This window comes from Dyadobacter linearis (assembly GCF_907165045.1).
GTDB lineage: Bacteria > Bacteroidota > Bacteroidia > Cytophagales > Spirosomataceae > Dyadobacter > Dyadobacter linearis.
In genome coordinates this window covers 70319-89280 of the sequence record NZ_CAJRAU010000002.1, presented here as the reverse complement: position 1 = coordinate 89280, position 18962 = coordinate 70319, and the positions used below count along the sequence as shown (strand labels likewise).

The 18962-nt window shown below is 45.6% G+C and carries 18 protein-coding genes; 5 read left to right on the top strand and 13 right to left on the bottom strand.

Annotated features, from left to right (window positions below):
• Positions 1-14: 14 nt before the first annotated feature.
• On the top strand, positions 15-1007 hold the full coding sequence (locus tag KOD92_RS06495) for a ScyD/ScyE family protein (protein WP_215232741.1): 993 nt from the start codon (positions 15-17) through the stop codon (positions 1005-1007).
• 57 nt (positions 1008-1064) lie between these two features.
• Here the strand turns inward: KOD92_RS06495 and KOD92_RS06490 are convergent, their stop codons facing one another.
• A complete protein-coding gene (locus KOD92_RS06490; protein WP_229254571.1) occupies positions 1065-2300 on the bottom strand; it encodes an AI-2E family transporter in 1236 nt (411 codons plus the stop codon).
• A 24-nt stretch (positions 2301-2324) separates the two neighbouring features.
• Here KOD92_RS06490 and KOD92_RS06485 point away from each other — a divergent pair, with 24 nt between their 5' ends.
• Positions 2325-3059, top strand: a complete 735-nt coding sequence (locus KOD92_RS06485) for a DNA-formamidopyrimidine glycosylase family protein (protein WP_215232740.1) — start codon at positions 2325-2327, stop codon at positions 3057-3059.
• A gap of 24 nt (positions 3060-3083) precedes the next feature.
• On the opposite strand, the gene KOD92_RS06480 is transcribed toward KOD92_RS06485, so the two are convergent.
• The 7 genes from KOD92_RS06480 to KOD92_RS06450 form a co-directional block, all read right to left on the bottom strand.
• On the bottom strand, positions 3084-4037 hold the full coding sequence (locus KOD92_RS06480) for a HipA domain-containing protein (protein WP_215232739.1): 954 nt from the start codon (positions 4035-4037) through the stop codon (positions 3084-3086).
• Positions 4030-4362, bottom strand: coding sequence for a HipA N-terminal domain-containing protein (locus KOD92_RS06475; protein ID WP_215232738.1), 333 nt, complete (start codon positions 4360-4362; stop codon positions 4030-4032). The genes KOD92_RS06480 and KOD92_RS06475 overlap by 8 nt, the downstream gene beginning before the upstream one ends.
• Complete coding sequence (locus tag KOD92_RS06470; protein WP_215232737.1) at positions 4359-4583, bottom strand: helix-turn-helix transcriptional regulator; 225 nt, start codon at positions 4581-4583, stop codon at positions 4359-4361. Before KOD92_RS06470 ends, KOD92_RS06475 begins: the two co-directional genes overlap by 4 nt.
• A 155-nt stretch (positions 4584-4738) precedes the next feature.
• Complete coding sequence (locus KOD92_RS06465; protein WP_215232736.1) at positions 4739-6349, bottom strand: RagB/SusD family nutrient uptake outer membrane protein; 1611 nt, start codon at positions 6347-6349, stop codon at positions 4739-4741.
• Positions 6350-6379: 30 nt separating this feature from the next.
• Positions 6380-9838: a TonB-dependent receptor gene (locus tag KOD92_RS06460; RefSeq protein WP_229254570.1), complete on the bottom strand. Its 3459-nt coding sequence runs from the start codon at positions 9836-9838 to the stop codon at positions 6380-6382.
• 95 nt (positions 9839-9933) lie between these two features.
• A complete protein-coding gene (locus KOD92_RS06455) occupies positions 9934-11010 on the bottom strand; it encodes a FecR family protein (RefSeq protein ID WP_215232735.1) in 1077 nt (358 codons plus the stop codon).
• A gap of 80 nt (positions 11011-11090) precedes the next feature.
• Positions 11091-11696, bottom strand: coding sequence for an RNA polymerase sigma factor (locus tag KOD92_RS06450; protein ID WP_215232734.1), 606 nt, complete (start codon positions 11694-11696; stop codon positions 11091-11093).
• Between the two features lie 75 nt (positions 11697-11771).
• Between KOD92_RS06450 and KOD92_RS06445 the strand changes: the two genes are divergently transcribed.
• Positions 11772-12416 carry a 2OG-Fe(II) oxygenase gene (locus tag KOD92_RS06445; RefSeq protein WP_229254569.1) on the top strand — a complete coding sequence of 215 codons (645 nt, stop codon included), beginning with the start codon at positions 11772-11774 and terminating at the stop codon, positions 12414-12416.
• Between the two features lie 7 nt (positions 12417-12423).
• Here the strand turns inward: KOD92_RS06445 and KOD92_RS27380 are convergent, their stop codons facing one another.
• The 3 genes from KOD92_RS27380 to KOD92_RS06430 are packed head-to-tail and all read right to left on the bottom strand — an operon-like array spanning position 12424 to position 14268.
• Positions 12424-13518: a 2'-5' RNA ligase family protein gene (locus KOD92_RS27380; protein WP_229254568.1), complete on the bottom strand. Its 1095-nt coding sequence runs from the start codon at positions 13516-13518 to the stop codon at positions 12424-12426.
• Complete coding sequence (locus tag KOD92_RS06435; RefSeq protein ID WP_215232733.1) at positions 13518-13712, bottom strand: hypothetical protein; 195 nt, start codon at positions 13710-13712, stop codon at positions 13518-13520. The genes KOD92_RS27380 and KOD92_RS06435 overlap by 1 nt, the downstream gene beginning before the upstream one ends.
• A gap of 43 nt (positions 13713-13755) precedes the next feature.
• Positions 13756-14268 (bottom strand): DinB family protein, encoded by a 513-nt coding sequence (locus tag KOD92_RS06430; protein WP_215232732.1) that lies wholly within the window; start codon positions 14266-14268, stop codon positions 13756-13758.
• A gap of 111 nt (positions 14269-14379) precedes the next feature.
• On the opposite strand from KOD92_RS06430, the gene KOD92_RS06425 reads away from it, so the two are divergent.
• Entirely contained in the window at positions 14380-15366 is a 987-nt protein-coding gene (locus tag KOD92_RS06425; RefSeq protein WP_215232731.1) for an OmpA family protein, read from the top strand.
• A 537-nt stretch (positions 15367-15903) separates the two neighbouring features.
• Here KOD92_RS06425 and KOD92_RS06420 read toward each other — a convergent pair.
• The gene (locus KOD92_RS06420; protein WP_215232730.1) at positions 15904-16428 is read right to left on the bottom strand and encodes a dihydrofolate reductase family protein; all 525 of its coding nucleotides are present in this window, start codon (positions 16426-16428) and stop codon (positions 15904-15906) included.
• A 153-nt stretch (positions 16429-16581) separates the two neighbouring features.
• Positions 16582-16776 carry a hypothetical protein gene (locus KOD92_RS06415; protein ID WP_215232729.1) on the bottom strand — a complete coding sequence of 65 codons (195 nt, stop codon included), beginning with the start codon at positions 16774-16776 and terminating at the stop codon, positions 16582-16584.
• 436 nt (positions 16777-17212) lie between these two features.
• On the opposite strand from KOD92_RS06415, the gene KOD92_RS06410 reads away from it, so the two are divergent.
• Positions 17213-18823 (top strand): RNA-binding domain-containing protein, encoded by a 1611-nt coding sequence (locus tag KOD92_RS06410; protein ID WP_215232728.1) that lies wholly within the window; start codon positions 17213-17215, stop codon positions 18821-18823.
• The last annotated feature ends 139 nt before the right edge of the window (positions 18824-18962 follow it).

Genomic DNA, 18962 nt, shown 5'->3' with positions numbered 1-18962 from the left:
ATACCATTTCAATTATGAAAAAACACTTCCTGACGTCCATTGGCGCCTTATTCCTGCTGGTTTCTGCTGTTATTTCCTGTACCGACCACGAAGTACCCATTCCTGAACCTACTCAACTGACAGCATCCAACTTATTCTCCGGCCTGCGCGCACCTATCGGGATGGCGAAAGACAACCGCGGCAACCTTTGGATTTCCGAGATTGGAACCGGAAAAAATGACGGCGCAGTAGTAATGATTTCGCCTGACGGCACTAAAACAACATTCGTAAGCGGCTTCACCTCTGTGATGGGGCCCGAAGGCGGCGCGGAAGGAATCAGCCACGTAATGTTCCATGACGCTAAGCTGTATATCCTGCACGGTATCGACGGAAAATTATTCATCGCTGACGTTTCCGGATTCAAAACAGGCGATCCTGAAAGAAAAATGTCTGATCTGATCGTTCATGAATACGGACAATTGATCAGAAAGATCAAGCCAACCAAGGATACCAACTCCAATCTTTACGATATGACGGTTGGCCCGGACCATAACATTTATATGGTTGACGCTGGTGCCAATGCAGTTTTCAAGCGCGAAAACAGCACAGGCGATATCAGCCTTTTTGCGTCACTGCCTGAGGTAGGGACCGGCCCGATCGTGGACGCGGTGCCAACAGGTATTGTATTCGACGGAAGCAAATTTTTGATCAGTACACTTTCCGGCGGCCCATTTGTAAAAGGCAGTGCGAAAATCTTTTCAGTAGATATGAATGGTACGGTGGGTGTTCACAGTGAGAAATTTACGACGCTGACTCACATTACATTAACAGCTAATAACAAGCCGCTGGTAATCAGGTTCGCAAACTTCGATAAAGGTTTTGTTCCCTTTTCCGGCGCAGTTCTCGACGAAAACGGGAAAGAGCTACTTGGCGGCCTGATGATGCCAACGGATATCAAACGTACCGGCGACCGCGAGTTCTATCTGCTTAGCATGCCACTTGGCACTGTACAGAAACTGACGTATTGATCAGCAAAACAAAAACCAAACAAAAACGCCGCCTGGTTTGACCGGGCGGCGTTTTTGTTATATCAGCGGCTTATCCCGCTGCTTGGTTTCTCTTGGATCCACGACTTCCTCGGGCGCGTCCTCCGGCATTTTATCGCCCAGCAATTTCCCCCAGGGTTTCAACCCGTCGACCCGGTCGAAGATAATTTTCAGCACGGCGACGATCGGAATGGATAAGAACATCCCGCTCACTCCCCACAGCGTCCCGCCGAGCAATACAATGAGTATGGAAATCAGCGCATTAACTGAAACTTTGGACGAAACCACACGCGGCACAATGATATTATTATCAGCAAACTGGATCAATGTATAGGCTCCGAATATCAACAGTGGTGTCGTAAATCCGTCCTTTGTGATAAATGACATCAACACCGGCAGCGCAATCGCGATCACGCCTCCGATGTAGGGTATTAAATTCAAAATAGCCCCGATCACGCCCAGTAACACTGCATAACGGACACCGAGGATCAGCAACGCAGCGGAATTAAGCGCCGCTACGATCGACATTTCGATCATTAACCCTACAATATAGCTTTGCACTGCACCTTTCGTTTCTTTCAGGATTTCGGCTACCTGCGCGGAGTTATCTTCATCAAATACCTCGAATATAAAGTTTAGTATCAAAGGTTTGTAATAAAGAAGCAGGAAAATATAAAGCGGGATCAGCACGAAAAAGCTGAGTATCCCGAATACCGTATTCAGCGTTTTGCCCACATATGTCCGGCTGCTGTTCACGGCCTCATTCAATACGCTCATCTGCTTCTGGGTCGACATTCCGAACGTGGAAGAAAGCCAGGCTTGCAATTCATGCAGTAGCGTCATGGTTTTCTTTTCAAGCTGCGGCAGCATTTCTCCGAACTGGACGATCTGCGAAGACAGGAAAAACATAATCCCGGCCACTACCAGAAAGGCTGCCAGAATCGTAAGTACGATCGCAAGTATTTTATTTACATGCCATTTTTGAAGGCGGTTATAAACCGGATTGAGCAGTACTGAAATCAGTCCGGCGAATGCGAATGGGACGATAATATCCTGTAAAAGAGCAAGAATGTAAACAACCAGGCAGAGACCGATCAGGATTAGCGGCGCTTTAATGTAAAACGGATAGGCATCCTGCGCCTTCATCCAGGCCGGCTGGATGCCGGGCTGGTCGTCTTTTTGGCTTTTGGAAAGTAAACTCATATAATTGGGTGTGGTGAAAATGCTGAATGCAATCTCTGTTGCCTGGCGCGGCTTTTTTAGAATGAATGCCACCTGTAAACGTATAATAAGCATGCCATGCCAGAAGGCCCGTCAATTGTAATATTAAAAGAAGCGATCGAGCCGCTTCACCTCAAAGGAAAGGTGATCCGACAAGCCGAAGGAACTACTAAAATCGACCTGGACAGGCTTATCAACCAGGAAGTCACAGATTTCAGGTCATGGGGAAAACATTTCCTGATCTGCTTTCCGGATTTTACGCTGCGCATTCATTTTATGCTTTTTGGAAGTTACCTGATCAATGCACAAAAGAAGACGCCGCCCCGGCTGACCTTGCTGTTTGATAAAGATGAACTGAATTTCTACGCGTGTTCCGTTGAGATCTTTGATCAGCCCGCCGACCAGCTTTACGACTGGCGCGGGGATATTATGGCGGAAGAATGGGACGCTTCACTGGCGCTTGATAAGCTGGTAGCAAATCCAAAAATGCTCGCCTGCGACGCATTGCTGGATCAGAATATCTTCTCGGGAAGCGGCAATATCATTAAAAATGAAGTACTGTTCCGCACCCGCATTCACCCAATGAGCAAGCTGGGGCAGATACCGGATAAGAAATTGCGGGAACTAGTCGATGAAACGCGCAATTACGCATTTGACTTTTTGAACTGGAAAAAGGAAAATACCCTGAAAAAGCATTGGCTGGCCCACACGAAAAAGATCTGCCCAAGGTGCAATATCCCTTTTCACAAGGAATACCTGGGAAAATCGAAGCGGCGAAGTTACTACTGCGAGAGTTGCCAGGAGTTTTATTAGAGGGATCTTGTTTGGATCAATTAACTAGTCGCTTTTTAATCGGACGTATCTCTCTTCAAGCACATTTTTATATGCAGCTTTATTGCTATCTGACAAAAAGGATTTGTCTACCCAGTCCATTGCGACAGGTTTATATTTCAAAAACTTTCTGAACACATTCTCAATTTGCTTTTTATTTAATCCCAGTCCAACTCCGAATCTTTCAAAATATTCGAGTTTAAGCTTTCGCTTTTTGCCTTCCAGCGTTAATGCCAGCTCCTCTGTATCTTCTGGATTTACGATTGTCACATTCAACAAATCGTATGCTGGCGCTAGAACCCAGTCACCTTTAATGTTGAGCATCGAGAAGTTTTTGAGATGCATGTCATTGTTTCCGGTAAGAAAACTAAAAACACTCAGCTCAAAAAAAGACAATTGATCAAGAAGGGTATTCGTCGAGTAGGTCGCCAAAGCCTTCCCTACTCTTTCCATGGAACTCTTGTATTTATCGAAAGCTTCCAGAATCTGAAACATATCGAGCATGTGGATCTTCTCATCGTTTTCGGTCCGGTCAATCCGCTTTGTTATATAAGACAACTCTCCCGATTGCAACCTTATTAAGCTGGATCTAACAGTCTTAATACCAAATGCCTCCGCTATCCGCATCGTCACGTGTTCATTTTGCGGCATTTCAGGATATTTTTCCATAGGAGGCTTAAATATGTAATTACCGCCCAAAGCGCCCACAACTGTCAGTCGCCCACCTCCACCGTTTTTCATTGCGTCGCCAATTAGTGAGAGGGATAATTTGGGCTGAACACCTGGTACTGCAATGCTCCTTTCAACAACATTTTTAGCCAGCTCGGTCATTTGATCTAATGAATAGGCTAATGCAGGCTGGGTCTTTGATCCGAAAAAGTCCAGGGAACAACGCTCATGAAAATCACTTTCCGATGTGTTTTCCAGAATATTATAACAATACAGGCACCTTTTAGTCATTTTCCTGAGATATAGGTTGAACACTTACAGCTCCAATGCAATTCTGACAGCAAGCTAGTAGCAAACCCATTCGATCGTTGGCGTTTATTTTCCAATTTTTAGACGCAATTTCAAGCAGCCACCCTTCGGGAATAAGACCTTCAAAAAAAGGAAAAAGTCTGTTCTCCACATACCTTCGGGTTGTTACCGGCATTGTGACCGTGATCATTTGCGTTGGATAATTTTGTATGTAGCTGCCGTCATATTCGAAGGTATATTCGCCATCGTCTGTTTCAGTCAGCACCCCTGCAACAGCGTCTTTATAATAGATAGTCGCACTTCTCATAGGTCATTACCGTCTAAATTAATTTCTCTGGCATTGACTGGCGCCAGGATGTGACCGAACATTCGGAGTACCTGATTAACTTTATCAAGATTCAGATTCTCCTTACCTTGTTCTATCTTGCGGATTACAGTTAAGGCAACGCCAGCTTTGATAGCTAGATCTTCCTGAGTCAGACCTACCTCTTTTCTCTTGTCCTTTACGAATTGGGATAATGCTCTCATTATATGCTATTACATATAGTTTTGGTAAATATATAAAAATTATATGCTTTTACATATAACAGTATACTTAATGCCAAAATTATATGTGAAAGCATACAAAAAAGTCCCTGACCAACGATCAGGGACATTTACCAATTAATCAATTAAAAGCAATACTACCAGCCAGCGTTCTGCTTCAATGCAGGATTCAATGCGATTTCGTTGATTGGAAGCGGCCAGAGGTAATCTCTGGCCGGGTTGAATTTGCGGAAACTGGCGTCCTGCACGAGGATAACGTTGTCAGGAGCAAGGTTCACCGTAGCAGCAGCGAATTCATTTTTGAAATAAAAATTACCTAAAACCGGCTTCACCAGCTCCATTTCAGCGATTTTCCATCTGATCAGATCCCAGTAACGGAAACCTTCCTGCGCCAGCTCAACCCGGCGCTCACGACGGATCTCGTCACGCATATTCAATGCATTGGCAGTAACAAATGCATTTGTCAGTTTCGCTACTTCTCCCCTCGCCCGCAGCAGATTGATCGACATATCAAGCTCAGCATCTGTGATCGCGCCTTTCAATTCGTAAGTAGCTTCTGCATAAATCAGCAATACCTCGGCGTAACGTAGCAAAGGTCTGTCGATCACAGAAGCTTGTGTATTCCAGTCATTTACATTCGCAAACTTGCGGAACATATAACCCGTTTTATTGAATACCAGGTTGGCAATATCAAAAATCGGCTTGGTGGTCATCATTGCGTCGCCTCTTTTCATAAAGGTCGCACTCATACGCAAGTCCCTGTTTTTGAACACCTTGTGCGAAGAATCCGGCACAGACCAGAGCGGCGACTTCGAAAGCGGCAAACCGTCTTTCATCAGGTACGAATCAGCCAGACTTTTGGTTGGATTGATGTTCCCGTTTTCCAGCGAACTGCGGTAGTAAGCATGCGTTAACACGCGCTCAGTGGACGAAACGCCATATTGCTTTACAATGATATTCTCCTTGTTCTGCCTTCCCTCGCCCGCCATCTGAAACAGATCAAAATAGTTTCCGAACAATGCATGCTCCTTACTATCGATCACTTCCTTGCTGCTGACAGCCGCAATATTCAGGTGTTTACTGGCATCGCCTTTTGCATGATATTTACCATAAGTACCTTCAAAAAGCCCTACTCTGGCTTTAAATGCCTGCGCAGCTGTCCGCGAAATACGTCCGTAATCTGCGGCACCTAATGTAGTGATTGTCGGCAGGTTCATCACTGCAAAATCGAGGTCCATATAGATCTGATCCACAACCGTTTCTCTGGGTGCAGCCGCTTCTGTCAGCTCAGGACTGCCTTCTTCCAACGTTTTCAGGATCAAAGGAACACTTCCGTATTTCTGAACCAGCGAGAAATAACCCCAGGCCCGGAAAAAGTATGCTTCGGCCAGGTACCGGTTAAGTACAGCAGGCGCCACAGCCGCACGCGGCGCTTTTTCCAGGATATTATTCGCAGCGCGGATCAGGTTGTAAGGCGAGTTATAATCCGCAGCGGTTGCAGGAGCCAGCCGAGAACCATCACTGATCGAATTAGAAGCAAGACCGAATGCGTCATCGGACCAAACCTCTTCATTACTAAAACCAGGCAGAAACGTATATAGGTAATTGTTAGCTGCTTTGATGTCCGATTCTGACGTCCAGAAAGTCATGTCGCTGATATTCGTTTCCGGCAAACGGTTCACGTCGCAGGCTGTCATGCAAGTGACCAGCGACAGGCTTAGCAGCGTTTGTTTAAATGTAATTTTCATTGTTATCATGTTAATGCGGTTGGTCAAAGATTAAAACGACACGTTCAGACCAAATGAGGCCGTCGCGAAGAACGGATAGTCATTTTCTACACCGTCGCGCGTTTCAGGATCGAAGAAACCCTGGAATTTACCCATTCCTGAAAGCGTCAGAATATCCTGTCCTGAGAAAAATACACGCGCTCTCGACACTTTTACCTTTTCGGTAATGCGCAAAGGAATAGTGTAGCCGAGCTGGATATTTTTCAGCCTGATATAGCTTGCGTCCAGCGTCCATTTGTCCGATGCCAGGTAATTGTGCGTAGCTCCGGTGTAAGGTCTTGGGAAAAGCGCGTCCTGATTTTCGGGTGTCCAGTAATCGCTGTGAATGCCCATTGCCTGCTTCCAGGTAACCAAAAGCGGCGCGATCGATTCTGCCGTGGAGCGGTAACTTCTTTTACCCACACCCTGGAAGAATGCTGTAAAATCGAAACCTTTCCAACCTGCGCCCAATGTAAATCCAAACAGATAACGCGGCGCAGTGGTACCCAGCAACACGAGGTCACCATGGTTTTCAACTGTGCCTTTTCCTACTGTAATCCGCTTGTCACCGTCCAGGTCATTGTATTTAACATCACCTACCCCGGCGCGGTTATCCTGGAATGCCCAGTTCTTCACTTCATCCGGCGAGGTGAAATAGCCCGAAGTTTTGTAACCCCAAACCGTGTTCATCGCATAACCTTCGATGAGTCCGTTGGTACCGGTACCTACGATATTTCTGCCTGAGAAGCTGATCAGCTTGTTATTGTTGTCTGAAAAATTGATAGCGACCGAATAAGTGAAATCCTTGCCGATTTTATCGCGGTATCTCAGCTCCGTTTCCCAACCCCACGATTTTAGCTCGCCATTGTTTTTCCGGGGTGTTCCAATACCGATCGTAGCTGGTAACTGCTGAGCGGTAAGCATATTACGGTTAAATTTCACGTAATAATCCCCGTTGAATTGCAGTCTGTTCTGGAACAAACCCAAGTCCAGACCACCGTTGGTAGTTTCAATCGTTTCCCACGACAAATTAGCAGAAGGAATTGAGCCCTGGAAAATGTAAGAAGTTCTTGAATCCCCTAAAACCAGACCATTTGCCCGGCTCAACTGGCTCAGATAATCGTAGTTCCCAATTGCGTCACCCAAAGCGCCACCGAGGCGACCCCACGATCCGCGCAGCTTGAACTCGGAGAAGAAAGGAAGTGTATTGGCAAACCAGTCTTCCTGGTGCACATTCCAGCCCACTGAAGCCGACGGGAAAAATTTCTTTCTCAATCCCGGCGCCAGCTTCGAACTTTCATCCAATCTCACCGTAGCCTCAAACAGGTATTTGTTCGCATAATTGTAATTGAACCTGCCGAATACCGACTGGAATGCATTCGTTCTGATGATCTGGCTATTGGTTTTGGTTTTATCATCACCCAAATTCAAAGTAGGCAAATCGTTGCTTACCAGGTTAGTAGCTCCTGAGAACAGAAAATCCTCACGGAACTCCTCCCATTGATAACCTGCAAACAGAGCGATATTATGTTTTTCACCAATCTTGAAATCGTAATTGGCCAAAAACTGCAAGTTCAGGTTTTTAGTAAGCTCATTATCAATATTGTAAGAATTGATCTGATTCACATAACTCGCCACTTTTGATTTGCTCCACAATGGGACGGTGCGGTTAAAGCGCTGACGGTCACCACGTCTGTACTGCGTACCAGCCACCGCGCGCAGCTGCAAACCTTTTACAAAATTAGCCGCCGTTAAAGTGAATACACCGTCAAAGAAATTACGTTTGTAGCGATTGTAACCACCTTCGGCAAGCTGTGCGTAGGTACTGTTTGACGTGTTATAGCGACCCTCCGGCGTGAATGCAGGGTTTCTGGTCCTGAACCTGTACACCTGATAAATCAATCCGCCTCCATTGGCATCCGCATACGAACTGTTGGTGTATTCATGCGTGTAAGACAAGCGGCTGTCGAGCGTCAAATGCCTTGTCAATTCGGCACCGAGGTTGATACGTGCATTATAGCGATCATAACTGTCGGGACCCACTTTAAAAACGCCCTGCTTGTTGTAGTAACCTCCCGAGATCAAAAAGTTTAGCTTATCCGTTCCGCCGCGTGCTGTGATATTGTGCGTGCTCATGGACGTCGTTTTGCGCAAAAGTTCGTCCGCGATCGGTCTTTGGTTGTAATACAAATAGGAAGAAGTGTCCGCCGGGTTGATCACATAAGGTACACCGTCGCGTATGCGCTGGATTTCTTCGTCTGTATATTCAGGACTTGAACCTGAGTTGATACGCGCCTGGTTGGAGAACAAAGCTTCGTCAAGCAGCGACATTCTGTCCGGCACATTCGTGGACCAGTCGATACCTTGCTGGCCGGTATAATCGAATACCACTTTTCCGGCTTTTCCTTTTTTAGTTGTAATTAAAATAACCCCACCCGCAGCCTGGGCACCGTAGATCGCCGCCGCCGCTGCATCTTTCAAAACACTGATACTTTCTACATCATTCGGGTTCATGGTTTGCATTGTGCTGATCGGTACACTTACGCCGTCGAGCAATACCAGCGGGTTCACATTTCCATTGGCCGAAGTAGCGCCACGGATCTGAATAGCAATATTTTCACGACCTGGCTGGCCGGTCTGGCGGGTAATGATCAAACCTGGCGTTACACCCTGCAAACCTGTCGAAAGGTTACTGGAAGGGCGGTTTTCAATCGCTTTTGAATCAATAGTAGAAACTGCGCCGGTAAGATTGGCTTTCTTTTGAACACCATAACCTACCACTACAACTTCTTCCAGCGCCTTGTCGTCAACCAGCAGCTGCACATCTATCACACTGCGCGTACCAACCTGGATTTCCTGGCTCACATAACCAACAAAACTGATCACCAGCACCGCGTCTCCACTCACGACTTCTACATTATAGCTACCGTCGGAATTGGTCGTAGCGCCTTTTGAAGTTCCTTTAATGAGAATACTCACGCCGGGAAGCGGGCTGCCGGTATCATCGGTGATTTTCCCTGAAACCGAAATATCCGCAGTCGCTTTCGTATTGGTAGTGACCGACGAAGCAGGCTGCACTTCCGCCTCCTGAGCGGCCGCCTGGCGTTTTAATATGATCTTGTCGCCTGCTACCTCATATTTCAGGTTGAGCGGCTGCAAAATTCCGTCCAGTACCTTTGAAAGTGGCTGCTCAGAAGCTGTAAAGCTAACTTTGCGCTTAGACTGGATGATTTCGCGGCTGTATAAAAAGCGCACTTTCGCAGATTGTTCCAGTCTGGAAACCACTGTTTCGATTTTCTCATTGGACACCGAAATACTAATCCGCTGGTTGAGCATTTCCTGCACGCCGGAGGCATTTGCCCAGCTCAGGTTCCCGAGCAACAGCAGCAGCAAGCCCGGAAGGAACAGCTGGCCGCGGATTTTCCTTTTTAATAAAGGTTTGTAAGATTTCATTTGCAAAGATTTTTTCATAGAGTTTAAATTATTAAGGATCAGGCGATTGTTACTTACACTTTCTTTTCATAGCGTTTGGTTTAGGGTTATTATTTAAAGGGAATTTTAGCGAATTAAGGAGTCTGACACCCGTTTCCGGAAATGATTATCTGATCTTCGAGCACCTGAAAACTGGATTCCGTTGCCAGGCAGATCAGCCTGATTTTTTCCAGAAATGGTTCGTCTTTCAGTGAGGCTGTGAGCGTACAGTCACGCATTTTCACTTCATCGAAATGAATTTTGACTGCATAGTTGGCTTCCAGTATTTTAAATGCCTCGGCCACCGGCGTGAATTCGAATTCAAACGGTTCTTTCTGCACAGGTGTCATTTCAGAAGGTTTAACCACCTCTGTGATCGTCGTGGTCAATTTTTGATTTTCAACCAACAGATTCACCTGCTGATTGGGAAGCAGGGTAAGTGATGTGTGGCTGCCGGCATTCTGGGCCGCGGTAGAAACAGATACCTTCCCGGTTTTAACTGAAACGATCGCCTCAGCACTATCAGGATACGATTTTACGGTAAAACTGGTACCTAACACTTTTGTAACCACTTTGTCTGCATACACGAAAAACGGTCGGTTTGCATCTTTAACCACTTCGAAAAACCCTTCGCCGGTCAGGTAAACAACCCTTTTCTTTCCATTCATCTGCTGGTTGTACCGCACGCTGCTTTCTTTTGAGAGTAAGACTGATGATCCGTCGGGCAAGTTCACAAGCATAGCCTGGGTGCGTTCATTACGCCGCGTCACCGACTGTTTCAATGCAGGAATGAATTTTTCCGTAGCGGCTACCTCCGCCGTTTTGTTTGTTGTTCGATTACTCCACCAAAAACCAACTGCGACGACCAGCATTGCAGCTAGCCCCCAACGTAACCACTGCCAGACAGGTAGAATGCGTTTTTCAGTTACCTTGTCCGCAATGGCGTCCTGTATTTGCCTGATTTTCCTGGATGAATTTACGGGCTGCAAATCATTACCCTGCATGATGAGAATCAATGCAATAGCCTCTTCATACAGGTGAACTTTATCCGGGTTGGAGTTCAGAAACGCCTGCCAATAGCGTTTGTCGCCGGGAGCTTCGCCGCGTGCCCATTGCTGGAAACGAAGGTCCTGCAAAAAATCCTCGACGGATTCGAAGGGTTGTTCAGGCATGACTGTTCTTGACTATTCAAATGATTTCTATGATATTATGAACAGCCGTGAACGATATACCCTCGGAATTGAAAAAATATTTAAAAAAAGAATAAGTTTAGTACCATCGTGACCAGCCACCGGTCGCGGATGCGGGCGAGCGCCTTTTGGAGAAAATTAGAAACGGACTGCCTGTTCACACCCATTACTTCTGCGATCTCAATTACACTGAGGTTTTCAAAATAACGCAGATAAAGTGCTTCGCGCTCGCGTTTTGGCAGTGTCGCCATTTGTGAATTTACCTGGGTGATCAAACCGTCTAGCGTTTCCTGCTCAATAAGGAGCGATTCTGCATTGAAATGATCGGGCATGCCGGTATCCCACTGCAACGGTTCTTCGCTTGCAAATCGCTGCTGATAACGTAAATGCCCTATAATGCTGTTTCTGAGCGATTTAAGCAGATAAAACTTAACTGATGGAGTCTGGTTGATCTTGTGACGGTTTTGCCAGAGTTCGAGAAAGAGGTCCTGAATGCAATCGTCGACAATGGTTTCGTCGACCATAAATTTCAGCCCGTACCTTTTTAAAGTCACAAAATAGCGCTCAGCCAAAGTGCCGAGGGCCTTATTGTCGCCGGTGCGAAAGGCGAGCCAAAGCGCAGCATCATCGGTAATGGCATTAACAGGCGCCGCAGTCGGGAAATACATGCAAAAGGATTTACAAGTACAAGACGAAATGCAGCGATTTTGCACCGACAACTGTTTCAAAAAAAACAAATAATAGTGCTATCTTCACTTAATCCGGCCACCGGACTTACTTTTAATCTTCACTTTTTGCAAACTGCATTTGATACACTTATCGACAGCTACATCGATAATAAAGTGGGGATAGCGGAAAATTTCCTTAATGCAACACTCGCCAACCAGCTGAGAGAAAAGCTCGCTGCATTGCATTCCCAAGGCCATTTTCAGTCTGCCGGTACCGGCAATGAAAAAATCATTCTCCACGACAAACTTTACCGGAGCGACATGATCTACTGGCTCGACCGGAAGCATAATGATCCTGTCGAAAACGAGTTTTTCGATTTAATGGACTCGTTTGTGCTGCATTTGAACAGTACTTGCTACACAGGAATCACTGGTTACGAATTCCATTACGCAATGTACCCTGCGGGGAGTTTTTACAAAAAACACTTAGACCAATTCCGGAATAATCCGAGCCGGCAATATTCAATGATCACCTATCTGAATCCCGATTGGCAGGAAGGAAATGGCGGCGAGCTGCGGATCCACCACGCTGACAGTGAGCAGGATATCTCACCTGTTAGCGGGAAAAGTGTATTCTTCAAAAGCAGCGAACTGGAACACGAAGTGCTGGTGACCAATACTGCCAGGTTGAGCATTACAGGGTGGTTGAAAGTGGGGTGATAAGGTTTTACGGATTGAACAAATCCAGCTGCACCGCAGGAGCGCCCAGCAGCGGAAGCACATCTACAACATCATACTGACGGCGTTTGTCATTATACTTCCTGATCGCAAATGCATTGCAATGAAAGCGCGCGTCATAGTTGGTAAATATTGAATAAGCCAACGCAATCCATTCACGAGACAGACGCCTTCCAATGGACATATGCGGGTTTTTAGATTCATCCGCCCACTTTCGCATGTATTGCTTCTTGATTTTTTTGTCAAAAGCCTTCATTATAACGGCAGTCCGCTCACGGATTTCCTCAGAAGAATCTTTCGTTAAGTTAATGTAAAAAGCAGAAAAGTTACCCCGGTCAAAATCGTCGAAACCGGAAAAGACAATCTCAAAAGGATCGAGCTCAGATACAATGCGGCGGTACTCTGCAAGAACATACGGATAATCTTCTTCACTGGCTTCAAACCCATCCAAAGAAATATGCCCGTCTGCATTTGCACTGCCGTAGCTTTTGCCAATTGCAGTTTTGTACTGCTGCTTCATTTCGGCTACATCTTGCAGGATTGTGGCGTTGGGCATGATGGCGAGGGAGTATGCGGAGAGATTTGGCCGACTGGCGATAGTGCTTGCTCCTGAAGCTTTGTCAAGTTCCGACACCTTTTCACTTTCCTTTAATGTAGCTACATCAACGATATCTTGCGGCCTGTTTGATGCAGTCTTATTTTCTACCAGCTGTTTAATTCCAATAAAAGCTACTTCAATCGAATCGATTATAATTGTTCGTTTTTGCTGAATCGCTTCTAAGAAAGTTACACCGTCAATAGATGTTAGTATGTCAATTCTCAACGGCGGGTAACCAATCTGATTGATAATATTATCCTTCAAAAAATCTTCCTTACTATAACCCAATGAAGAAAACCCAAACTCTTTAAGAACAGTCAGCATTTTTTCAGCATTGGATTCAGAAACTTTGATCCAAATGTCAAGGTCACCTGTAAACCGTGGACTACCATGAAACGCCATTGCATATCCCCCTACAACCAAATACTCGACTTGATGTTTATTCAACAGGTTAATAAAATCTTTGAAATCGGTCGCCAGTGTCATTATTTCATATTTCTTTGAGAAAAGAAAGTCTTGTCCATACGTTGCGAAGGTTCCAACACCTGACTAATAAGAAAGGTAACAGCCGCTAGCCTTTCCTGAGGCGTCTTTGTCAACCAATAATCAAGATCATCGGCTGCTTGATCACCAGTTTTCATGTTGATCTGCTGTTTTACCATAGCTATTTTTCGATCCATAACTCTTCTGTTTGATTAAATATATTGTTAAAAAAACTACGCCCTACTCATCAACCCGAAAAATCCATTCCGATCGCAAGTTCCGCTCCTGCCTCAGAAGCAAATTCAACTGCGCGGCGTGATGCTGCACGTGCCTCAAATTGTAGAGCAAAATTTCCAAAACCGAATAATTCATATCGCCACTCGGCTCAACCCAGCGCTCGCTTAATTTCTCTTCGGTCAGCCCAAAAACTACTTCGCTCAGCTTGGCACGGACTTCCTCAACATAAGTCAGCATTTCAGCTTGCGTATAATGCTTATCGGGCACCATATCTCCCAGAGCTCCATCGGGAATCTCGTCTGGCTCCGTGAATGAAAATGGAAGTACCGCATGAAATTCTTCCGGGGCGGGAATAGTTAGGTAGTAATCCGCCAGGATTAATGCGTGGTATCCGATGTAGAAAAACCGCTTTTTACTCTCCCATAAATCCTCCGGACAACGTTCAATTGCATTTCCCAAAGTATTGATACCCGCCCCGAATTGCTGCCAGATGCTCTCTTTGATGGTTTCTAACATGTTATGCTTATTATATCAATGTAAATTATCATACTGATTTGCAGCGCTTTCAAGTAGCAGTTAGCCGTCCTTTCCTTTTCCTTAAAGTTCTAAACTCACCGTCAACCGGCTATGCTCACTGCACTCATCCTGTCGCTTCTCGCATTTACTTCTGACTCACTCCGCCTATCTGGCAACTGTTACAATGTCGCTGACCAGACCAATGTGAAATGCAATATCACAGTAGTTTTCAGTACAAGCAAGCAGAAAATTAATCTGGATAAATCCGGAAAGTTTGCATTCGAGCTACCCGACTCAGCCCGGCAACTGACTTTTGAGTTGGCTGGATTTGAAACCAGAAACATTGGAGTAAACAGAATCGGGAAAAATCTTGCAAAAGGCACATTTGAAATAAAGGTACCTATGCTGAAAAATGGGCTGGATCCTTCCATTAAGTTAGACGAAACCATTTTCCCAAAAAGCCAATTATTCGTGCAAGTTGACGCGCCTGATAGCGTAACAATGTCAATAGTGTTAATGGACGAAACCACACGTAAAGTGCAGGAGAACAGGCCGATTGTAAGTTCGCCAAAACACCGGAACATAACCGCGAACTACGTTCTTCCCGGTGCTTACACACTTCATACAGGTATTTTTGACAAAAATGAAAAGGAGGTTGAACATAGCCTTTCAAAGGAAAAGGTAATGCTCAATGAAGGTTTTAACTTCTTGTTTGTACGTTATGAAAATGCAAAAACAAACAGCCAGGCCGCGCTTCAAATGCTGACGCCGAGGACTTTGTATTTCGACCAAAGCAGCTACCACCTCAGGAAAGACAGCCGCCTTGTTCTGGATTCTGTATGCGCAGTATTGGTACGACGGCATAATCTCATTGCCCGGGTAACTGGCCACACCGACAATGTTGGCAAGCAGAATCTGAACCTGATCCTCTCAGAATACCGCGCCCGGGTCGTGCAGCATTATATGAAAACAAACGGAGTGAGCCCCGGGCAAATCCGGGTTGAATGGAAGGGTTCTTATTTTCTTGTTGCTGAGAATGATAGTGAGGAGAATAAGAGTAAAAACCGGCGGGTGGAAATTTCGTTTCGTGAGCAGTGAGGGGTTGTGTTGTATTCGTTAATGTCGAATGCTGGATAAACAGGAGGCTCCTGCGGAGCCTGATATACAAGGGGTTAGTCTCTTTTCTAGAAACAGGAGGCTCCTCTGGGAGCCTGACATTGCTGGGCTGATCTTTTTTCTAGAAACAGGAGGCTCCTCTGGGAGCCTTGCATTGCTGGGCTGATCTTTTTTCTAGAAACAGGAGGCTCCTCTGGGAGCCTGACATTGCTGGGCTGATCTTTTTTCTAGAAACAGGTGGCTCCTCTGGGAGCCTGACATTGCTGGGTTGATCTTTTTTCTAGAAACAGGAGGCTCATCTGGGAGCCTGACATTGCCGGGTTGATCTTTTTTCTAGAAACAGGAGGCTCCTCTGGGAGCCTTGCATTGCTGGGCTGATCTTTTTTCTAGAAATAGGAGGCTCCCCAGGGAGCCTTTTTTAATGACCAAACGCAGCCCCAGCGGGGCTACCTGTTTCTAGAAACGAATCGCCACAAACGAAAAAAGGCTCCCGCGGAGCCCCCTAACTAGCAAATCGCCCTAGACCCTCCTATAAAAAAGCTGCACCAATCCGGTATCGAAACTCTTCACATCAACCAATTGCAGATCCCCGCCGGGCCGGCCGTCTTTGAAAAGCCGGGTACCGTCACCGACGAATGTGGGGATGATTGAAATCACAAATTCATCAATCAGGCCGCGTGTCAGGAGCTGGTGTACTACTTCGGCACCGCCGTCGCAGAAGATCGTGCCGCCTTCTTTCGCTTTCAATGCCTGTACCAGCTCGCCGATGTCGCCGGTATAAAAATGGGTGTTACCAACGCTTTCCTGCGGCGTTCTGGTGATGATATACGATTCCTTGTCCGAGTGGCTAAACTCAGGAACGTGCTGCATTACCCAATCGTAAGTCCGGCGGCCGACGATCACCGTATCGACCTCCGCAATGAAATCCGCATATCCATAATCCTCCCCTTCCTTTTCCACTTTCGCCAAAAATCCCAGGTCATCGCCAGGAGCAGCAATGTATCCGTCGACGCTGGAAGCAATGTAAAGAACCAGTTTTCGCATTTTTCAAGTAGCTAACAGATTGTTATAAATCGTAATAAAGGAACGTGAGTGCTATTTAACTTGTCACCCTGAGCGCAGTCGAAGGGCGCTACGATCAAGGGCGCGCTCACAACCCTTCGACTGCGCTCAGGGTGACAACGCACATTCAATTCTTCAATCATTGCCCTTCAACTCCTGAAAGAAAAACAGAAGATCGCGAAACGACCAGAAAACATTCGGAGCATCGGGGCCGTAACCCAATTCCCTTTGAGCGATGACGTACCCGCCGTACATTGCCCAGAGATGTTCGCACCAGGTGTCGGCCGAGCTGGCACTCAGCAATTCATTGACCATTTGACCGTAGGCCATACACGTCGAGTCCTCAGACTCTGGGGAGTTTGGTTTGTTGTACATAACACGTATTTATTGGGATGGAAAAAAATAAAATGCCCTGTCTTAGGTGTCCCGCGCTCGCGTAAGCGCCTTGGGGCTTTCGCCTGATCCACACCATAACAGGGCAATACTTCTAACATTTTTCATTTTACGCGCATTTATTGGGAAGGCGCATATTCGGGAGAAAATTGGTGGGATGCAAGGTGAGGGAGGGGGAATTTTTTAACGGTTCTTGTTTCAGAACTCGAAAGTAAGGCGCAACAAAAACGTTGATTGAAGCATGTACTAGTTAGATACCAATCTATTCTACAATAAGAATATCCTTCGCAGACCTTTAAATAATTGCTCAAAATATGAGATGTATGATTAATCATTTCACTAGTAGAGATAGCGAGACATTATCTCTATTTAAATGACAATAGAACAGATAAATACACTGCTAAAACAAGGTGAAGGCACCAGGTTGGAATTCAAGGAAGCCAAGTTTGCATTGCCTAAAACCCTATTTGAATCAATTTGTGCAATGCTTAATAATGAAGGTGGCAACATCTTCCTCGGTGTAGATGATTCCGGTACAGTCACGGGAGTCCTGCCTGAGCAAGTTGATAAGATGATCAAGGACTTGACATATTTGTCCAATGATCCTCAAAAAATGAATCCGCCGTTTGTATTTACTCCTAAAAAGTACATGATCGGAGGCCAACCGATTATACACATTTTGCTGCCGGCCGACTCGCAAGTGCACCGGCTGTCAAACGTAGTTTATTTTAGAAATGGGGACGCAGATCTTAGGATAAATGAGCCGCATAAGATTGCAGAGATAGTTAACAAGAAAAATTCAAAATACACTGAAAACGCTATTCTGCCACATCTTCGGTTTGAGAACTTTAAGGCAGATTTGTTTCCAAAAGTAAGAAATCTCATTCGCAGCAATAACGCGGATCATCCCTGGCTGGCATTGGACAATACTCAACTTTTGAGAGCGGCAGGACTTTGGAAGCGCGACTTTCAAACAGGAGAAGAAGGTTATACACTCGCTGCCACATTACTTCTTGGCAAGGATGAAGTAATCACACAGGTATTGCCGCATTTTAAAATAGACGCGCTAGTCAGAATAGATAATACATTTCGATACGATGACCGCGCATACATTCAGACGAATTTGATCGAAGCTTATGAACAGCTTTTAGACTTCGCTGGAAAACATTTGCCGGATAAATTTTACCTGGAAGGCAATCAGCGAGTTAGCATACGGACTGCTATATTCAGAGAAGTAATCGCCAATATGATTGTCCATCGGGAATATACCAGTGCGTCCCCTGGCCGGTTTGTTATTGGCAAAGACACGGTTGAGACTGAGAATGCTAACAAGCCGAACGGTGAGGGCATTATCAATCCTCTGGCCGGTATTACCTTCCCAAAAAATCCGGTGATAGTCAAGTTTTTCATCCAGCTTGGCAGAGCGGAAGAACTTGGTTCAGGAGCCAGAAATGTGGCTCACTATACCAAAATGTATGCTGGCAAACGAAAGCCTGAGTTTGTAGAGGGAAACATTTTCAAAATGAAGATCCCGATTCCAGTCAGTAAAGATGAGGATGTAAGTGAGGGAGTAAATGCGGGAGTAAGTGAGGGAGTAAATGCGGGAGTAAGTGAGGGAGTAAATGCGGGAGTAAATCAACTTCCATCTCCCCCGCCGACTATTCTCATTGATATACACATAGAACCTGTGGTAGTTAAGATCGTGAATCATTTGTTTGATGAAGAAATTGGGAACGGAAATTTGAACCGCCTGAAAAATGCGAGTAAGTCAGAAATCATGAGAATAGTTATGATCGTCAATGAAACTGAGGGACTTAAATCTGGCGAGATAGCAAAACGATCGGGAAAACCACAAAAGACTATTGAGCGCCAGCTTAGCAAAGCAAGAGAGTTAAACATTTTAAGGTTTGTAGGGCCGCCGAAGACTGGCGGCTACTATTTCACAGAGTTTTTTGAGAATCGGATAACCCAAAGTGATCAATAGGCAATATTCCTTTGAAATATTGCATTGGATTTTACTTCATTCTAACCAATTGTGCCGTGCCAGAAACTGAGGGTAATGGCAATAGCACAAGCAAAAATCTTCTTCACCAACTTCATTGTCACGAACCGTTTAATAAGTT

Coding starts and splice junctions, on each gene's coding strand:
- KOD92_RS06410 (WP_215232728.1), top strand. CDS start 17,213: ATGACAATAGAACAGATAAATACACTGCTAAAACAAGGTGAAGGCACC.
- KOD92_RS06475 (WP_215232738.1), bottom strand. CDS start 4,362: ATGAGAAGTGCGACTATCTATTATAAAGACGCTGTTGCAGGGGTGCTG.
- KOD92_RS06420 (WP_215232730.1), bottom strand. CDS start 16,428: ATGCGAAAACTGGTTCTTTACATTGCTTCCAGCGTCGACGGATACATT.
- KOD92_RS06465 (WP_215232736.1), bottom strand. CDS start 6,349: ATGAAAATTACATTTAAACAAACGCTGCTAAGCCTGTCGCTGGTCACT.
- KOD92_RS06430 (WP_215232732.1), bottom strand. CDS start 14,268: ATGTTAGAAACCATCAAAGAGAGCATCTGGCAGCAATTCGGGGCGGGT.
- KOD92_RS06415 (WP_215232729.1), bottom strand. CDS start 16,776: ATGGCCTACGGTCAAATGGTCAATGAATTGCTGAGTGCCAGCTCGGCC.
- KOD92_RS06485 (WP_215232740.1), top strand. CDS start 2,325: ATGCCAGAAGGCCCGTCAATTGTAATATTAAAAGAAGCGATCGAGCCG.
- KOD92_RS06480 (WP_215232739.1), bottom strand. CDS start 4,037: ATGACTAAAAGGTGCCTGTATTGTTATAATATTCTGGAAAACACATCG.
- KOD92_RS06460 (WP_229254570.1), bottom strand. CDS start 9,838: ATGAAAAAATCTTTGCAAATGAAATCTTACAAACCTTTATTAAAAAGG.
- KOD92_RS06455 (WP_215232735.1), bottom strand. CDS start 11,010: ATGCCTGAACAACCCTTCGAATCCGTCGAGGATTTTTTGCAGGACCTT.
- KOD92_RS06495 (WP_215232741.1), top strand. CDS start 15: ATGAAAAAACACTTCCTGACGTCCATTGGCGCCTTATTCCTGCTGGTT.
- KOD92_RS27380 (WP_229254568.1), bottom strand. CDS start 13,518: ATGACACTGGCGACCGATTTCAAAGATTTTATTAACCTGTTGAATAAA.
- KOD92_RS06425 (WP_215232731.1), top strand. CDS start 14,380: ATGCTCACTGCACTCATCCTGTCGCTTCTCGCATTTACTTCTGACTCA.
- KOD92_RS06435 (WP_215232733.1), bottom strand. CDS start 13,712: ATGGATCGAAAAATAGCTATGGTAAAACAGCAGATCAACATGAAAACT.
- KOD92_RS06450 (WP_215232734.1), bottom strand. CDS start 11,696: ATGTATTTCCCGACTGCGGCGCCTGTTAATGCCATTACCGATGATGCT.
- KOD92_RS06470 (WP_215232737.1), bottom strand. CDS start 4,583: ATGAGAGCATTATCCCAATTCGTAAAGGACAAGAGAAAAGAGGTAGGT.